Source organism: Lentzea atacamensis (genome assembly GCF_003269295.1).
Lineage (GTDB): Bacteria > Actinomycetota > Actinomycetes > Mycobacteriales > Pseudonocardiaceae > Lentzea > Lentzea atacamensis.
The window spans coordinates 493,782-510,709 of the sequence record NZ_QLTT01000003.1 but is presented as its reverse complement, the minus strand read 5'-3'; the positions used below and the strand labels follow the sequence as shown (position 1 = coordinate 510,709).

General features: G+C 69.7%; 17 protein-coding genes. 8 read left to right on the top strand and 9 right to left on the bottom strand.

What is annotated here, in order from left to right; translation table 11 throughout:
- The first annotated feature begins 4 nt into the window (after positions 1–4).
- Genes C8D87_RS16855 through C8D87_RS16835 form a run of 5 tightly spaced genes read left to right on the top strand, consistent with a single transcriptional unit; the run spans position 5 to position 5,454 of the window.
- The gene (locus tag C8D87_RS16855) at positions 5–1,285 is read left to right on the top strand and encodes an ABC transporter substrate-binding protein (protein ID WP_109638241.1); all 1,281 of its coding nucleotides are present in this window, start codon (positions 5–7) and stop codon (positions 1,283–1,285) included.
- Positions 1,282–2,241, top strand: coding sequence for a carbohydrate ABC transporter permease (locus C8D87_RS16850; RefSeq protein ID WP_109638240.1), 960 nt, complete (start codon positions 1,282–1,284; stop codon positions 2,239–2,241). The genes C8D87_RS16855 and C8D87_RS16850 overlap by 4 nt, the downstream gene beginning before the upstream one ends.
- Positions 2,238–3,056, top strand: a complete 819-nt coding sequence (locus C8D87_RS16845; protein WP_112227364.1) for a carbohydrate ABC transporter permease — start codon at positions 2,238–2,240, stop codon at positions 3,054–3,056. The genes C8D87_RS16850 and C8D87_RS16845 overlap by 4 nt, the downstream gene beginning before the upstream one ends.
- Positions 3,057–3,058: 2 nt before the next feature.
- Positions 3,059–4,438 (top strand): GH1 family beta-glucosidase, encoded by a 1,380-nt coding sequence (locus tag C8D87_RS16840; protein ID WP_112227363.1) that lies wholly within the window; start codon positions 3,059–3,061, stop codon positions 4,436–4,438.
- Positions 4,435–5,454: a LacI family DNA-binding transcriptional regulator gene (locus tag C8D87_RS16835; protein ID WP_109638237.1), complete on the top strand. Its 1,020-nt coding sequence runs from the start codon at positions 4,435–4,437 to the stop codon at positions 5,452–5,454. The genes C8D87_RS16840 and C8D87_RS16835 overlap by 4 nt, the downstream gene beginning before the upstream one ends.
- On the opposite strand, the gene C8D87_RS16830 is transcribed toward C8D87_RS16835, so the two are convergent.
- The 4 genes from C8D87_RS16830 to C8D87_RS16820 form a co-directional block, all read right to left on the bottom strand.
- Positions 5,428–7,539, bottom strand: a complete 2,112-nt coding sequence (locus tag C8D87_RS16830; protein ID WP_112227362.1) for a beta-galactosidase — start codon at positions 7,537–7,539, stop codon at positions 5,428–5,430. The genes C8D87_RS16835 and C8D87_RS16830 overlap by 27 nt on opposite strands.
- Positions 7,540–7,788: 249 nt before the next feature.
- A complete protein-coding gene (locus tag C8D87_RS47670; protein WP_233442185.1) occupies positions 7,789–7,917 on the bottom strand; it encodes a hypothetical protein in 129 nt (42 codons plus the stop codon).
- Entirely contained in the window at positions 7,865–8,260 is a 396-nt protein-coding gene (locus C8D87_RS16825; protein ID WP_233442194.1) for a GNAT family N-acetyltransferase, read from the bottom strand. The genes C8D87_RS47670 and C8D87_RS16825 overlap by 53 nt, the downstream gene beginning before the upstream one ends.
- A 197-nt stretch (positions 8,261–8,457) precedes the next feature.
- Complete coding sequence (locus C8D87_RS16820) at positions 8,458–9,630, bottom strand: S66 peptidase family protein (protein WP_215732341.1); 1,173 nt, start codon at positions 9,628–9,630, stop codon at positions 8,458–8,460.
- 359 nt (positions 9,631–9,989) lie between these two features.
- Between C8D87_RS16820 and C8D87_RS16815 the strand changes: the two genes are divergently transcribed.
- A complete protein-coding gene (locus C8D87_RS16815; RefSeq protein ID WP_170166454.1) occupies positions 9,990–10,463 on the top strand; it encodes an RICIN domain-containing protein in 474 nt (157 codons plus the stop codon).
- A gap of 40 nt (positions 10,464–10,503) precedes the next feature.
- On the opposite strand, the gene C8D87_RS16810 is transcribed toward C8D87_RS16815, so the two are convergent.
- Complete coding sequence (locus C8D87_RS16810; RefSeq protein ID WP_112227359.1) at positions 10,504–13,200, bottom strand: CHAT domain-containing protein; 2,697 nt, start codon at positions 13,198–13,200, stop codon at positions 10,504–10,506.
- A gap of 142 nt (positions 13,201–13,342) precedes the next feature.
- Here C8D87_RS16810 and C8D87_RS16805 point away from each other — a divergent pair, with 142 nt between their 5' ends.
- On the top strand, positions 13,343–14,122 hold the full coding sequence (locus tag C8D87_RS16805) for a S8 family peptidase (RefSeq protein WP_170166453.1): 780 nt from the start codon (positions 13,343–13,345) through the stop codon (positions 14,120–14,122).
- On the opposite strand, the gene C8D87_RS16800 is transcribed toward C8D87_RS16805, so the two are convergent.
- Genes C8D87_RS16800 through C8D87_RS16790 form a run of 3 tightly spaced genes read right to left on the bottom strand, consistent with a single transcriptional unit; the run spans position 14,097 to position 15,711 of the window.
- Entirely contained in the window at positions 14,097–14,765 is a 669-nt protein-coding gene (locus tag C8D87_RS16800; RefSeq protein WP_325049681.1) for a LysR substrate-binding domain-containing protein, read from the bottom strand. The genes C8D87_RS16805 and C8D87_RS16800 overlap by 26 nt on opposite strands.
- Positions 14,750–15,160: a hypothetical protein gene (locus C8D87_RS16795; protein WP_112227357.1), complete on the bottom strand. Its 411-nt coding sequence runs from the start codon at positions 15,158–15,160 to the stop codon at positions 14,750–14,752. The genes C8D87_RS16800 and C8D87_RS16795 overlap by 16 nt, the downstream gene beginning before the upstream one ends.
- Entirely contained in the window at positions 15,157–15,711 is a 555-nt protein-coding gene (locus C8D87_RS16790) for an RNA polymerase sigma factor (RefSeq protein WP_112227356.1), read from the bottom strand. The genes C8D87_RS16795 and C8D87_RS16790 overlap by 4 nt, the downstream gene beginning before the upstream one ends.
- Positions 15,712–15,962: 251 nt before the next feature.
- Here C8D87_RS16790 and C8D87_RS16785 point away from each other — a divergent pair, with 251 nt between their 5' ends.
- Entirely contained in the window at positions 15,963–16,343 is a 381-nt protein-coding gene (locus C8D87_RS16785; protein ID WP_112227355.1) for a cellulose binding domain-containing protein, read from the top strand.
- 7 nt (positions 16,344–16,350) lie between these two features.
- On the opposite strand, the gene C8D87_RS16780 is transcribed toward C8D87_RS16785, so the two are convergent.
- Entirely contained in the window at positions 16,351–16,908 is a 558-nt protein-coding gene (locus C8D87_RS16780) for an NAD(P)H-dependent oxidoreductase (RefSeq protein ID WP_112227354.1), read from the bottom strand.
- Between the last annotated feature and the right edge of the window lie 20 nt (positions 16,909–16,928).

Genomic DNA, 16,928 nt, shown 5'->3' with positions numbered 1-16,928 from the left:
TCCCGTGCGACAGCGTTGGGTCAGCGTGCTGATCTGTGCCGCCGTGTCCGCCGCCGCCACCACCGCATGTGGCTCGGGCGGGGCCAGTCAGACGCAAGATGGCAAGACCGAACTGACGATCGCGACGTTCAACGAGTTCGGGTACGAGGAGCTGTTCAAGGAGTACGAGGCAGCGCACCCGGACATCAAGATCACACAACGCAAGACAGGACAGGGCCAGCCGCACCACCAGAACCTGTTCACCAAGCTGGGCGCGGGGTCCGGTCTCGCCGACATCGAGGGCGTGGAAGAGGGTTACCTCAGCCAGGTCATGTCGAAGTCCGGGCAGTTCAACGATCTCAAGGAGATCGGCCCGCAGATCGAGGGCGACCGCTGGCTGAAGTGGAAGACCGAGGCGATCACCACCAAGGACGGCAAGCTGATCGGCTACGGCACGGACATCGGCCCGCTCGCCATGTGCTACCGCAAGGACCTGTTCCAGCAGGCCGGGCTGCCGTCCGACCCGGAGGGCGTGAAGGCGCTGTTCGCCACGTGGGACAGCTACTTCGCCGCCGGTGACCAGTTCATCGCCAAGGTGCCGGGCGTCGCCTGGTTCGACAGCGCCGCGCAGGTCTTCAACGCCATGCACAACCAGCACGAGGTCGGCTACTACGACAAGTCCGACAAGCTGGTCGTGGACACCAACCCGGCGATCAAGGCCGACTGGACCGCGGTGACCGCAGCTGTCGCGAAGGGACAGTCGGCGCGGCTCGCGGCGTTCAGCAACGAGTGGAACACCGGCTTCAAGCTCGGCAAGTTCGCCACCAAGACGTGCCCGTCGTGGATGCTCGGCGTGGTCGAGACCCAGGCCGGGCCGGAGAACAAGGGCAAGTGGGCGGTCACCGACGCGTTCCCGAACGGTGGCGGCAACTGGGGCGGTTCGTACCTGACCGTGCCGAAGCAGAGCAAGAACGCCAAGAAGGCCGCCGAGCTCGCTGCCTGGCTGACGGCGCCGGAGCAGCAGATCAAGGCGTTCAAGGCGAAGGGCACCTTCCCCAGCCAGGTCAAGGCTCTCGACGCGCCCGAGCTGCTGGAGCAGACCAACGCCTACTTCGGTGACGTCAAGGCCGGCGCGCTGTTCGCCACGCAGGCCAAGAAGGTCAAGGCCGCGCAGTACAAGGGCCCTGCCGACGGCCAGATCCAGGAGACGGTGTTCAGCCCGGCGCTGCAGTCGGTCGAGCAGGGCAAGAACGCCGACGAAGCCTGGAAGACCGCCGTTGAAGGCGCCCAGAAGGCGGCCAAGTGACCGCCGTTCTCCCCAAGGTCGACCGCGGGCGGGAGCAGGAGCCCCGCCCGCGGCCGCCGCGGCGGTACCGGTGGACCCGATTGGACACCAAGGTATCGCCGTACCTGTTCGTCGCGCCGTTCTTCGTGTTGTTCGGCGCGATCGGACTTTTTCCGTTGCTGTACACGGCTTACGTCTCGCTCTTCGACTGGGAGGTGGGCGCCGACGATCCGGCGTTCATCGGACTCGACAACTACCGGACGCTGTTCGAGGACGACCAGTTCTGGAACGCGCTGTTCAACACCTTCAGCATCTTCCTGCTCTCCAGCGCGCCGCAGATCGTCGTCGCGGTGCTGATCGCGGCGCTGCTCAACGAGAACCTGCGCGCTCGCACCGGCTGGCGGATGGGTGTCCTGCTCCCCTACGTCGCTTCGCTCGTCGCCTTGACGATCATCTTCGGCAACCTGTTCGGCCCGCAGTACGGTCTCGTCAACGATGTCCTGACCGCGCTGGGCTTCGGCCCGGTCGACTGGCAGGCCAGCACCTTCGGCAGCCACGTCGCCATCGCGTCGATGGTCAACTGGCGCTGGACCGGCTACAACGCGCTCATCGTCCTGGCCGCCATGCAGGCCATCCCCCGCGAGGTGCACGAGGCCGCACTCGTCGACGGCGCGGGGCCGCTGCGCCGGTTCTTCAGCATCACGCTGCCGATGCTCAAGCCGACGCTGATCTTCGTCATCGTCACGTCGACCATCGGCGGTCTGCAGATCTTCACCGAGCCCAAGCTGTTCGAGCCGTCGGGCGGCAGCGGCGGCGGCGCGGAGCACCAGTACCAGACCGTCGTGCTCTACCTCTACCAGTCGGCGTTCCAGGGCCTGGACCTCGGCTACGCCTCCTCGATCGCGTGGGTGCTGTTCCTGATCGTCATCGCCGTGGCCGGACTGAACTTCTGGATCACGAGGAGGGCGGTGAAATGATCAACCGCAGGCCCTCGTTCCTGGTGTACGGGCTGCTCGGCGCGTTCGTGCTGGGCTCGGCTTTCCCGTTCTACTGGTCGTACCTCGTCGCGAGCCGCGACAACTCGGTGCTCACCGGCGACTTCACCCTGATCCCCGGCGGGAACTTCTGGACGAACGCCACGCGCGTGTTCGACACGATCCCGTTCTGGAAGGCCCTGGGCAACAGCTTCATCGTGTCCGGCACGGTGACGCTGTCGGTGGTGCTGCTGTCGGCGCTGGCCGGTTTCGCGTTCGCCAAGCTCCGGTTCCGCGGCCGCGGCGTGCTGTTCCTCTTCGTCGTCGTGACCCTCGCGGTGCCCACCCAGCTCGGGATCATCCCGCTGTACATGGCGATGGCCGAGTTCGGCTGGGCCGGTGAGCTCGAAGCCGTGATCGTGCCGAACCTCGTCACCGCGTTCGGCGTGTTCTGGATGCGCCAGTACCTCGTCGACGCCGTGCCGGACGAGCTCGTCGAGGCCGCCAGGATGGACGGCTGCAGCCTCTGGCGGACGTTCTGGCACGTCGCACTGCCCGCCGCCCGCCCCGCCGCCGCGATGCTCGGCGTGTTCACGTTCATGCAGTCCTGGAACGACTTCCTGTGGCCGCTCGTCGTGCTCAACGCCGACAACCCGACCATCCAGGTCGCACTGGAGAAGCTGCAGAGCGGCTACTACGTCGACTACTCGCTCGTACTCGCCGGAACCACGCTCGCCACGGTTCCGGTGCTGATCATCTTCCTAGTGCTCGGGCGGCAGATCGTCGCCGGGGTGATGCAGGGCGCCGTCAAGGGGTGAAAATGGAGAACATTGTTTTCCCGCAGGGATTCTTGTGGGGCGCCGCGACCGCGGCGTTCCAGGTGGAGGGCGCGACCGCGGTCGACGGTCGCACGGACTCCATCTGGGACGTCTTCTGCCGGCAGCCCGGCAAGGTCGTCGGCGGCGACTGCGGGGAACCGGCCGCGGACCACTACCGGCGGTTCGAGCAGGACGTGGCGCTGATGGCCGAGCTCGGGCTGAAGGCGTACCGGTTCTCCATCGCCTGGCCGCGGGTGCGGCCGGACGGCGGGGCGGTCAACCAGGCAGGACTCGACTTCTACAAGCGGCTCGCGGACACGTTGCTGGCGCACGACATCGTGCCGTGGCCGACGCTCTACCACTGGGACCTGCCGCAGAAGCTGGAGGACACCGGTGGCTGGACGGCCCGCGACACCGCGTTCCGGTTCGCCGACTACGCGGCGTCCACCGTCGAGGCGCTCGGTGACCGGATCGGCACCTGGACGACGTTGAACGAGCCGTGGTGCTCGGCTTTTCTCGGTTACGCCTCAGGAGTTCACGCCCCCGGCCGCACGGATCCACGCGCCGCAGTGGCCGCCGTGCACCACCTGCTGCTCGGGCACGGGCTCGCCGCCGACACCATCCGCGCGGCCTCGCCGGATGCGAAGGTCGGCATCACGCTCAACATGTACCCGATCATCCCGGTCGACCCCCGCAGCACGGCGGACCTGGACGTCGCGCGCAGGCTCGACGGCCTGCAGCAGCGGATCTTCCTCGACCCGTTGCTGCGCGGCGAGTACCCCGAGGACGTGCTGGCGGACCTGGAGCCGTTCGGGTTCAGCGAACACATCCGCGACGGCGACCTCGGCGTGATCTCGGCACCGATGGACATGCTCGGCGTGAACTACTACACCGAGCACTACGTCAGCTCCTCCCCCAACGGCAGTGCGGACGCGGCTTCGCCGTGGGTGGGCGTCGAAAGCGCGTCGTTCCCACGCCGTGACGCTCCCCGGACGGACATGGACTGGGAGGTCAGGCCGGACGGACTGACCGCGGTGTTGTTGCGGCTGCACCACGACTACCCGCGGCTCCCGCTCTACATCACCGAGAACGGCGCGGCGTTCCGCGACGACTTCTCCGGCAACGGCGCGATCGACGACGTCGACCGGACGGGCTACCTGGCCTCGCACCTGCGGGCCGCACACACCGCGATCAGGGCCGGGGTGGACCTGCGCGGGTACTTCTGCTGGTCGCTGCTGGACAACTTCGAGTGGGCCGAGGGGTACGCGAAGCGGTTCGGCATCGTCCACGTCGACTACGACACGCAGGTGCGGACGCCGAAGATGAGTGCGAGGTGGTTCGCCAGGGTGGCCCGCGACAACGCGTTGGTCGCGGTGTCATGACAGAAGGAAGGAGTCGGCGCCCCGGTCCGCGCATCGAAGAGGTCGCGCGTGTGGCCGGGGTGTCGAAGTCCACCGTCTCCCGCGTGATCAACGGGGAGAAGTACGTGAGCGAGCGGTCCCGGCAGGCGGTGCACCGCGCGATCGCGCTGCTCGGGTACAGCCCCAACCACGCTGCGCGGACACTGGCGGGCAGCAAGGCGAACGCGATCGCCCTCGTGGTCTCCGAGCAGGGCAGCAGGGTGCTCACCGACCCGTTCTTCGCCGGTGTGCTGCGCGGGGTGCACGCCGAACTGGCCGGGCGGCACGTCCAGCTCCTGCTGATGATGAACCAGCCGTCCGACGGCGCGGGCCAGGTCGCCTACCTCACCGGCGGCCACGTCGACGGCGCGCTCGTGGTGAGCCTGCACGGCGAGGACCCGCTGCCCAGGACGTTGCACGAGACGGGTCTGCCCATCGTGGTGGGCGGCCGTCCGCTCGCCGGCGGCTCCTTCCCGTTCGTCGACTCGGACAACTTCAACGGCGCGCTGGAAGCGGTGCGCCACCTGATCTCACTGGGCCGCGAGAAGATCGCAACGATCGCCGGTCCCGCCGACATGGCGGTGGGCATGGACCGGCTGAGCGGGTGGCGGTGCGGCCTCGCGGAACACGGCCTGGCCGTGAAACTCGTGGTGCACAGCGACTTCACGCCGGAGGCCGGCGCTCTCGCCATGGAACGACTGCTGCACATTGCGCCCGACCTCGACGCGGTCTTCGTGGCGGCGGACATCATGGCGCTGGGGGCGATGATGGTGCTGCAGGCGCGCGGCTACCAGATCCCCGACGACGTGGCGGTGGTCGGGTTCGACGACTCGGTCGTGGCGGCGACGGCGGTGCCGCCGCTCACCACCGTGCGCCAGGACGTGGAACAGTTCGGCCGCACCATGACGTGGCGCCTGCTCGCCGAGCTCGCCGGCGAGGAGAAGCTGCCGTTGTCGATCCTGCTGCCGACGTCACTCGTGCGCAGAGCGAGCGCTTGACGCGGTGAACACCCGCACGTCCCGCGCGGTGAGGCTGACGCGCTCTCCCGCCGGTACGACGCTGCCGTCCAGCAGGTCCGTGAGCTCGACGGGAGCCACGATCTCGGGGTGCTCGTCGCTCCAGTTGTGCACCACGTGAACGCGGTGCCCGTCCGGCGACGCGCCCGTCGTCACCGTGACCGTGGCGGGAAGATCCAGCCACCCGGACTCCGGCGTCGGTGCCAGCCACCTGGCGAGTGCTGTCGCGAGCTCGCGGCCGGGCACCGTGCCGACGCACGTGACGCGACCGTCCCCGTGGCGCCGCGTGGTGACCGCGGCCCATCGACCGAAGTGCCGGTGCTCGTACTCGACGAGCACGTCCGCGTCGACGACGGTGAGCCCCTCCAGCCACCGCGTGGCGACCGCGTTCTCGGGCAGGTCGATCGGTGACTGCGGCGTAGCGCGCACCGGCAGGTCGCTCGAGAGGTTGCTGAACTCGTCGTAGTAGACGCCCGCCGCGTCGACGAGGCGTCCTGGCGCTGACTCCTGGCGTGCCCTGGCCTCGTGGTCGGCGTAGGCGGTGCGCGGTCCGACGACGAGGTGACCGCCCGCGTGCGCGTAGGCGGCGAGCCAGTCGACCGTCGCGTCGTCGGCGAGGTACAGCGCGGGCGCGACCAGCACCGGATGACGCCGCGCGGCTTCGTCCGGCGTCGTCGCGGGCAGCTTCCTGGCGTGGATCACGCGCACCTGCCGCCCGGCCTCGAAGGCTCCCCGGTAGAACGCGTCGAAGATCCGCTGGTACGCGCCGCCGTCCGGACTTCCGTCCGAAGTGGACAGCGGAGGGTACTTCTGCATGTACCACTTGCTCGGTGCCGAGTAGACGATCGCGATGTCGGCGTCCGGCTCGATCCCCGCGACCGTCGCGCCCGCGGTGGCGAACTCCGCGCCCAGCCGCGCCAGCTCGGCGTACACGCGGCCGGGCCTGCCGCTGTGGGGCAGCACGCCGCCCCAGTAGGTCTCCGCACCGAAGTGCAGCGTGTGCCAGTGCCAGTACTCGATCATCCGGGCACCGCGCGCGACGAAGGCCCACGCGGCCTGGCGCCACTGCCCGTCGTACGCGGGCCGGTTGTCCGACGTCCCGCCGATGTTCCCGGCGTTGGTCTCGGTGACCAGGAAGGGTTCCTGGCGGGAGGAGAAGATCCAGTCCGCGCCGCGGTAGAACGCCCACACCCCGCGGGTCTTCCAGCCCTGCTCGTCGTCTTCCGCGTCCGGCAGGGTGAGCGCGTCCTGCATGTCGTAGTAAGGATTGCCCGCCGTGACGTCCACGTGATCGGTCAGCTCGTCGTCGTCCAGCGCGACGTGCGAGTAGTGCAGGCAGGTGGTGACGAACTGCTCCGGCCGCACGTACTCGCGCACGATGTCCGCCTGCCACGCGACGAACTCGCTGGTCTGCCGTGCCTGAAACGCCCGCCACGCCACGTCGTACTGCGGCTGCGCGTTGCCTTCCGGCGTCCACAGGTCGGCCCACGTGGACAGCCGGTGAGACCAGTACACCAGGCCCCACGCGCGGTTCAGGTTCTCGACGTCGCCATAGGTGGTGCGCAGGTGGTCGACGAAGCGCTGGAAGACGCCGTGGTTGTGCAGCAGGTGCACACCCGGCTCGTTGTCCACCTGGAACCCGATGACCGAGGGGTGGTCCGCGTACCGGCCGACGATCTTGCGCGTGACCCGCTCGGCGTGGAAGCGGAACGCCGGGTGGGTGAAGTCGACCTCCTGCCTGGCACCCCAGCCGACGCGCCTGCCGTCGGCCCGCTCGCCCGCGATCTCCGGGTACTGCCGGGCGAGCCACGGCGGCACCGCGTACGTGGGTGTGCCCAGGACGACGGAGATGCCGCGTTCGTGGGCGCCGTCGAGCACGGGCTGGAGCCAGTCGAGGTCGAAGCGCCCGTTCTCCGGCTCCCACGTCGACCACACCGACTCGCCGACCCGGATGACGGTGAAACCCGCCTCCGCCATCAGGTCCAGGTCGGTCTTGAGCCGGTCGTACGGCTGGTACTCGTGGTAGTAGGCAGCGCCGAACAACACCCGCGGGGGCAGGACCGGCATCGGGAACCTCCGTGGGCGGAGCTGGTTCGACCTGCGAATGCTAACCGTGATCATCGAGCCTTTGCCAAGTGCCGCAACGGAAATTCGCGTTGTTCGCAGTGGCCGTCGCCCCTTCGGTTCAGGTTCGACTCGATTCGACTGTCGAACGCCGTCCTACCCCCGAGCGTCCGGGTCAGGACTCTCGGCACAGGAGGCTCCGATGCGCGCGCGCAGCCCTCCGAGGCGCATGTTCGGCGAGTGGCGGCACGATCAGCCGTCGAGGACGTGGGCGAGGAGCATGGTGGCCGGACCGAAGCCGGCCCGCTGGTAAAAGGGCACTGAGCGTTCACTGGGTGACAGGACGATGCGGGCGCAGCTGCGGGCACGTGCGTGCGTGATGGCCGCGTCGAGCAGGGCGGCGCCGATGCCCACGATTGCGGTGGGCGGCGAGCACGAACGCATTGCCCAGGTAGGCCCATCGGCTGGCTGGCCGACCTGGCTTGGGCATCCGCTCGAACAAGGCGAGGTTCACCATGCCCACAGCCTCGCCGTCGATCTCGGCCACCAACGCCGTCCTGCGTGGCGCTTCTGCGGTGTACCACTGGGCGAAGCACTCCTCGAAGTCATCGTCATCAAGCGGATGGCCCGCCTGCTCTTGCGACCATTTCCTCCGCAATCCCGCCAGTGCCGTGGTGTCACGCTCACTGGCCTGTCGTACCAACACCGGCTGTGGAGACGTCATGACTCGATCCTCCTGGGATGTTCCTCGTTGGCCGTTGATGGTCACCGCGTCGGCGGCGCAGGTGGTGCAGCCGGAGCAGGACTTGGCGCCGCCGAAGCTTCTACAGGCCGAACAAGCGACGCAAGGCGGCGGTCACCACAGCGTGAGTCGGCCCCAGGGGGTGCTGCCGGGGCCGTCGGTTCACTGATCCGCGGCGCTCAGCTGACCAGTCCCGTCATCGCGTGCGGCCCTACCGCCGGTTCGAGCAGCGACAACGTCCGCTGCTGCGCATCGAGACCGACGCGGATGCCGACCGGCATCGGCAGATTCGGGCCGGCGTGCCCGAACTCGACGTTGCCCAGAACCGGGATGTCACGGCCGCCGAGGACGTCGAGCACTATCTCGCGCAGGGTCGGGGAGGCGCCGGGCTCGAGTCCACTGATCTCGCGCGGAACGCCGACGACCATGCCGGAGATCCGATCGAGGATGCCGCAATGTCGCATCACCTGCAGATAGCTCCACACGTGCGATGCCAGGCCGCCCATTTCCTCCCAGAACAGCACCGCACCATCGAACCGTTCGAGCGGCAGCGCGAAACGCGTCGCCTGCGCCAGCACGATGCGATTGATCACCCCGCCGATCAGCCGGCCTTCGACACGACCAGGACGCCAGCACTCCCACGACGGGCTCACAGGCAGCGCACCGATCGCCGCGGTACCGGTCAGCAACCTGGAGTAGAGCATCTCAAGTTCCGCTTGGCGCGCCACTGGCGCGGGCTGCCACTGCCCGCCGAAGCCAGGGACCGCCATGTCGGCGTGGAACCCGACCAGACCCGTGCGCGCATAGAGCACCAGATGCAGCAGCGAGATGTCGCTGTAGCCCAGGATCGGCTTGGGGTCGGCCCTGATCGCCTCGACGTCGATCAGGTCGAGGTAGCCGAGCGCCGTCTGACCACCGTCACTCGCGATGATCGCGCGGACCTCAGGATCACGCAGAAGACCGTTGAGCTCCCCGGCGATCTCCGTCGGCGTGGCCGCGCTCCACCAGTGGCGCCGCCCTGCTTCGAGTAGCGGAGCCCGACGCACGCGGAATCCCATCCGCTCGAGCACAACCATCGCCCGCTCGACGTTGGGCTCGTGAGCGGCCGTCAGCGGACCGGACAGCGACGCGATGACAACGAGATCTCCGGGCCTCAGGGCACGCGGTCGAAGCAGTTGAGGCAGTGCAGAACCGGTCATGGCGTCAGTGTCACCAGTGCCCTTGGCAGGGGCACGCGATTTTCGCCGGTCGTCCGCCCCGGCACATGCCCTTCTCGCTGCAGTTAGGCCTGCAGCGCGCGTCTGGACGGTGTGGTTGCGATGGTGGGAGCTGGCGACGCTGAACTGCCGCAATGGCCCGAAGCGGGCCTCGACCGGGGTTGGCGCAAAACACGGGGTTCCCCAAACGCCCCGCCCAACTCGACATCCTCGCGCCGCTCACGGGGCTGGCATGGGCACGAGCGGCTACCGCCAGAACCCCGGCGAGCTGCTCCGACCGCGCCATCGCCCTGGATCCCCACCATGACAGGCTTCCCCGTCCTCGGTGCGGGGCGAGAAGCGCAAGCGCCATCTACCGGGGGTTGCCCAACCGCTGACGGCCGGACGGTTCGCGTATCAGCAACGCGACCACCGGCATCACCTCGGGGAACACATCCGAACCCGGAGGGGGACCAATGGGTCACGCAACACGCCTTGCTGCAACGATCATCGCGATGGTGACTGCCGCGGTGGCGCCGGCGAATGCTGCTGAGGAGTACCCGCTCTACGTGGTGATCAACGAGCACAGCAAGATGTGTCTCGATGTCGCCTACGGCAGTGTGGACAACGGAGCAAGGATCCAGCAGTACTACTGCTATGGCGGCGCACCGACCAAATGGCGCTACAAGCCGCTCGGCAACAACGTGTTCCAGATCATCAACGAGAACAGCAAGAAGTGCCTCGACCTACCGTACGGCAACCCGAACACGCCGCGTGGCACGACGCTGCAGCAGTGGACGTGCTGGGACGGAGTGATGCAGAAGTGGCAGATCCGGCAGGACGGCACCAACCGGCAGTGGATCTCATCGGTGGCCAACCCGAGCCTCTGCCTCGACGTCAAGGACTGGAACGTCGATCCGGGCGGTACGGTCCAGGTGTGGGACTGCTGGGACGCCAACGTGCAGAAATGGCGGCACTTCCGCCAGTGAGAACAGCTCCGAGCGCCTGAACGGTTTGCGGCTCGCCCTTCTAGTTCCCTTGTACCAGGGGAGAGGACGCTCCATAGCACTGAAATGCGGCGTCAGCCCACGTCCGTTGTGCTTTCGCGAGTGCCGTGGCCGGATCGAGGCCCCGTGCGAGCCCTCGGTGATAGCGCAACATCAACGCCTTGCTGGTGTCGTCCGGCACCGACACCAGTGACGCGATGAGAGTCCGCGTACCAAGTGCGAGCAACGCCGCCGCGAGTCCGAGCAGTTCGTCGCCGGGCCGGATGCCCGAGGTGCCCGCCTCGCACGCGGACAAGATCACCTGGCTCGGCGGCCGGCCGAGGCGTTCGAGGTCGTAGACCGTGAGAGGACCGTCGGCGAGTTCCAGTCTGGAGAACAACGGGTTGTCCGACCGGAACTTGCCGTGCGCGGCGATGTGCGCGAGCTCGGCGCCGTCGAGCCGGTCGAGGAGGTTGGTCGTCGTTGCTCTTCTGCCGGTGAACCTCTCCGCTTCGGGATACCGGCGGGCGAGCGCCGCCACCTCGGGCACGGCGTGCTCCAGCCCCGGCCCGGCAGCGAAGATCTTCCTGCCCGGCTCGGTGGCGGCGGTCGCGGCACGCAGCCACAACGCCGCTGACGGCGTCACGGTCACCGACCTGGTGCGGCGACTCGGGAGCGCGGGCCAGGGCAGTGCGTGCAGCGCTCCCGTCGGCACCACGACGAGCGGGGTTTCTTCGAGCGGTGGCAGAAGTGCCTTGTCGAGCCGGGCGGCCGACTGGTTGACGCGCTCTTCCAGGGCTTTCCGGGAGCGTTCCGAGCCCATGCGGTGGGCGAGGTGGTTCAGGCCGAACCGCAGCGCCTCGACTTCGCGCTGGATCACGTCCGCGGGGGCCAGCTCGTGGAGCCACATCCGCCGGTTGGCGAACACGATCGCGTGGAAGTGGCCGTCCGACTCGATGTACTCGATCAGCGCGTGGTCGCCGAGGGCGGCGGCGAGTGCTTTGCGTGACGGCGTCGGCTCCACCGATCTGATGCCGGTCGCGTGCCTCGCTCGCGCCCGGATCGCCTGTTCCAGCTCGGCTTGTCTCCTCAGCTGCTTCGGATCGGCCACGACCTGGCGCAGTTCGGCGAGGTCCTCGGCCAGCTGGGCGTCGTCGGGAGGCTTGGCCGGCCGCATGCGCAACGCCCCGGCTCGCCATCGCTCCGCCCAGCCGAACACCGCCGCGGGTCTTCGCTGGGTGAGGGCGAGACGCATGCCGGTGGCGACCAGCTCGGCCGCGTGCCCGGACGCGTGCGCGCGGAGCTCGGTTGCGCCGAGACCGTCGCGGAACGCGGCCAGCACGTCGACGCCGGACCGGAGCGCGGCCTCGGCGCCGCGCACATCGCCGTCAGCGAGCCGGAGCAGGGCCATGGCGTGCCAGGCGCGGGCCCGCAGCTCGGCAGGGCCGGTACTGGCGGCAGCCGCGACCGTGGTGAGTTCGGCTCGCGCGACGGCGAGCAGCGCTCGACCCGACCGAGACGATCTTGTCGGTGGTGCCGAGTACGTTGAGATGCAGGGGTTCCCAGCTCGGGGGGACGCCTGCGCGAGCACGGACCGAGCTCCGCCGCCGAGCCCCGCGGCCGCCATGTCCAGCGCCAACCGGGCCAGGATCAGCCGGGCATCGAGCTCCGCCACGACCCAGCCCTCGCGGCTCAACGCCTCGACCACCCGCCGAGCCGACCGCAATGACACCGAGGGCACCTCCACCAACGGCTGAGCCGACGCCTGTGCCGCAGCCATCTCCCACCGCGCCCTCAGCGCCAGATACGCAGCGAACGCCGCCCACCCCGGCCGCCTCTGCCGCACCGCTGACCGCCGCGCCCGCACCGCCTCCACCAGCGCCGCAGCAGGATCCCCTGCCACCAGAGCCACCCGCGCCAGCAACAACCGGGCCTGCACGAGATCCACCGCGTTCCGCTGCCGAGCGAACTCCGCGACAGCCGCAGCCGCAGCGGACCGCGCCTCGGCCACCAACCGCACGGACAACAACACCTCGGCCCGCTCGATCGGCAACAGTCCAGGGTTGCGCCCTGCCGCCTCGTAGCGGGCCGCGGCCTCGTCGAACGCCGCCAGCGCTGCCGGCACGTCACCTCGAGCCGCGAAAGCCACGCCGCGGTTGTGGAACACCATCGCCGTCCGTCCCCTGTGGCCGGACGCGACGTACGACCGCTCCGCCGCGGCCAGGTCCTCCTCCGCCCCGCGCCAGTCCCGCTGATGCGCCCGCAACAGCCCGCGGTTGTTCCGGATGGTCGCCTCCAGCAGCGGATCGCCGGGGTTCGACGCCAACGCCGCGGCGAACCCCTCCGCCGCCTCCTCGAACCGCCCGATCTCGGTCAGCACCAACGCCCGCTGCATCCGCAGCCGTGCCGCCGACACGCCGTCGATCTCGTCCGGCACCACCTCAAGCGCCCGCAACGCCTCGGAGGTCCGCCCGGTCAGCGTCAGCACGTAGCCGAACGACCCGCGAGCCTGCGCGGCTCGCACCACCAGCCCGGCCCGCGACGCCACCGAGATCGCCGACCGCAGATGCCGTTCCGCCTCGTCCAGCCGCCCCACCGCGGACGACGCCATGCCGAGAGCGTGCAACGCGACGGACGCCGTCTCCGCGTCGCCGTCCACCAGGGGCTCGGCCAGGCGGCGGGCACGCGCGGGTGAGGTGTAGGCGAGGTCCTTCGCCTGCTCCGCACGGGCGAGTGTCATAGGCGGTGTGTATCAGCAAACCGTTGCCCGGTCATCTGAGTTGGGACATGCTCATCCGGTTGTACGAGGGGAGAACGTCATGGGTGGCAGAGACCCGCACGCGTACGGCTGGCCCATACCGATAACTGGTATCCGGCCTGAGTTGCCAGATGGCCATCTGCCGGATTTGCCGACGGCCGACGAGGCCCTGCGGGTCGGCGTGATCGACACCGGCATCGCGGTGAACAGCCAGGGCGAGGTGCACCCCTGGCTGCGGGGCCACGTCCAATACATGCCCGACGAGGTCGAGCACCGCAACGATTCCGACCCGGATGTCGGACACGGCAGCTTCGTCGCAGGCGTGGTGCTTCAGCAGGCGCCGACGGCCACGGTGCTGATGCACCGTGCGGTGGTCGGGGCGGAGAACGAAGACGAAGAGGGACAAGTCGCAACCGCGATCAGGGAACTGGGGCAGGCCGGCGTCACGCTGATCAACCTCTCGTTCGGCGGCAGCCTCTTCGAGCACAGCACACCAACAGTGATCAGCGAGGCGCTGAGCGAGCTGGGACCGGAGGTGGTCGTGGTCGCGGCCGTGGCGAACAACGCCCTGCCGCTGCGCACCTACCCGGCCGCGGACAAGCGGGTCATCTCCGTCGGCGCGGCCACGTCGTCCGGCGCGATCGCCGAGTTCAGCGCCAACGGCGATTGGATCGACATCTACGCGGTGGGCGAAGGCGTGGTCGGCCCGTACCAGGACGGGTACGCGGAATGGTCCGGAACCTCGTTCGCGGCCGCCACGATGACCGGCCGGATCGCCCGGCGGATGGCTGCCGGCATGAGCGCCGAGCAAGGCGCGGCACTGCTCCTGTCGAGGTCCGGGGTGGCGCACGTGTGGGGCGTCAACGGCAAGCGCGACGTCAGGTTCCTGGAGCCGCTGGCGTGACACCGAGAAGGTCGAGGAACGCGAGCGCCGCCGGCGTGCTGTCGCGTTTCCGGACCACGCACTCGACCCGCGCGGGCGCGCCGACGATCTCCACCACCGCCACACCCGCCAGGTGCGGCACGTAGGCGGAGGCGAACAGCGCGATCCCGACCTCCTCGCGCACCAGCCGGGCCATGAACTCGGTCACCTCGAAGGCGACGTCGCGGCTGAGCCCGGCCGCGGCGAACGCCTCGTCGTACTGCGTGCGCCCGGCGGTGTTGCGGGCAGGTCCACGAACACCTCGCCGGCCAGCGGGTTGCCGGGCGCCTTCGCGCGCGTTGACCCCCGATGGCCGCGGCGCGGTGGTCGGCAAGCCGAGGAACGCCACGTCGAGCTCACCGCGGGCGGCCTGGTCGGCGAGAACCTCGCTCGCTCCGACCCGCAGGGTGATCCGCACCTGCGGACACCTCTCGCGGAACGCCCGCAGCGCACCCGCGATGCCCACCGCGGCCACGGTTGGGATCAGCCCCACCGCCAGCCGGCCGCGCACCTCGGCGACCGCCCGTTCCGCGGCGTCGAGACACTGCCAGGCCGACGTTCCCGCACTCCGTCGCCGCCACCCGGGCCTGCAGACCTCCACCGGCTGGCTCAGCTGCGCGCCCACTGCGTGACGACCGGTGTGCCGTCCAACGCGGTCAGCCGCACCCGTACCAGTCCGGACGGCACATCTGTCACGGTGAACCAACCATCGAGGATGGGCACGGAACGGCGTGAACGCGGTGTCTCCACCACGGCCTCACCCTCGGCACCGGTGACCAGCCCTCGGACCACGTCGCCGCTGATCTCCAGGTTCACCGTCACCCGCTCGGACTCGAACGCGAGCAGCAACGGCCCGTCGTCCCCGCGCACGACGGCGTCGGACTCCAGAAGCTCGGCCAGTTCGGCATCCAGGGTGCGCAACGCCAGCGCGGCGCTCGCATCGCGCACCACGCCCGCCGGCACGGGGTCGAACTCCGCCGCCGCGGCGCGCAGAACGTCGAGGAAGTCGTCATCCGTCATGACCGTTCCTCCAGGAGTTCGTCGCCCCGCACGAGCTTCTTCAGCTGGTTCAGACAGCGCTGCCGGATCGGCCCGACGCTGCCGACCGGCATGTCCAGTGCCTCCGCGACCTCGGCGTACGCGGGCGGAGGCGACGCCATCAGCACGCGCAGCAGACGGCGGCAGCGATCCGGCAGCCCCTCGAACACCCGCCACAGCGCCGCGTTGCGCTCACCGACGAGCAGGTCGTGGTCGAGCGCCGGCGCGGGGTCGGGCGAGTCGTCGACGATCTCGGTGGGTTCCGGCAGGCGCCCGGAGCGGCGGATGAGCTGCAGGCACTCGTGCCGCGCGGTGGTGGCGAGCCAGCCGGCCAGCCGTTCCGGCTCGGCGATGCGGTCGAGGTGCTCGACGAGCTTGATCCAGGTGCACTGCACGGCGTCGGCCGCGTCGGCGTCGCTGAGGCGGTAGGCGCGGGCGATCGACCACAGCAGCCCGCTGAACTGCCTGACGAGCGCGTGCCACGCGCTCTGGTCGCCTCGCGCGGCCGCGGCCACCGCCGCCGGTATGTCCATGCGGACATGATGCCGCGCAACGCGGCCCTGATTCGTGCGCTCGGTCGGCTCTGCCCGCCGCCGCTCGCCTGTTCGGCCCAGGTGATGCCACCGTCGAGGTGGGACAACAGCGCGCATCGGTGGCGCCTCGACGCCGTTGAGGGCCGTACGAGTGGCCCCTTCTTCATCCAGGTGCCCAGACGCGCTGGTGACCACCGCGGCGTCCTGCCGTCGGAGTCGAGCAGCACCACCGCGCAGCGCCGCCGAAGCCGGTGCTTCCTGCGCGCCACCGGCATCTCGCCGAGGCCGCGGTCAACCAGGCGACGCAGAGCATCCCGCAGCCCTACCTCATCCCGCCCACGGGCGGGTGCAAGGCCGCGTGGAAGCTGGACAACTCCTGGCAGGGCGGCCTCCAGGGCGCGACGAGCGCGGCCAACCCGTGGTCGGTCACGCTCACCCTGCCCGCCGGGACGACCGTTTCCAACGGCTGGAACGGCACCCTCACCCAGACCGGCACGACGGTCACGGTGACGGCGCCGTCGCACAGCCCCGCCTTGAGTCCAGGAGCGGCCGTGTCGCTGGGCTTCACCGCCAACGGCACGACCGCCGCTCCCTCGGCCGTCGCGCTCAACCAGGTGGCCTGCACGACGTGACCGGAGGTCAGACGGTGGCGGTGGCGCGGGAAGCCAGACCCTCGATGACCACGGTCAGCTTCTCGGTGACCTCGGGGTCGTCGACCGGGTGCAGGTCGGCGAACCGGACCACCGAGGCCGGGATCGAGAGCGTCAGGTCGTCGGCGACCACGCCGCCGGCGATCTTGGCGGCCTTGCGGGCCTCGTCCTGGGCCCACACGCCGCCGTACTGGCCGAACGCGGTGCCGACGACGGCGACGGGCTTGCCGGACAGGGCGCCCGCACCGTAGGGACGGGACAGCCAGTCGATGGCGTTCTTCAGCACGGCGGGAATGGTGCCGTTGTACTCGGGCGACACCAGGAGGAGGGCATCGGCCTCGACGGCGGCCTCGCGCAGCCTGCTCGCGGCGGCGGGGACGGTGCCCTCGGCGTCGAGGTCCTCGTTGTAGAACGGCACGGTGTCCAGGCCCTCGAACAGGCCGACCTCGACGTGCTCCGGAGCGATCTGAGCCGCGGCCTCTGCGAGCCTGCGGTTGTGCGATCCGGCGCGGAGGCTGCCGACGAGGGTGAGGATGCGGACGGCCATGACGTACTCCCGGGTGGAGG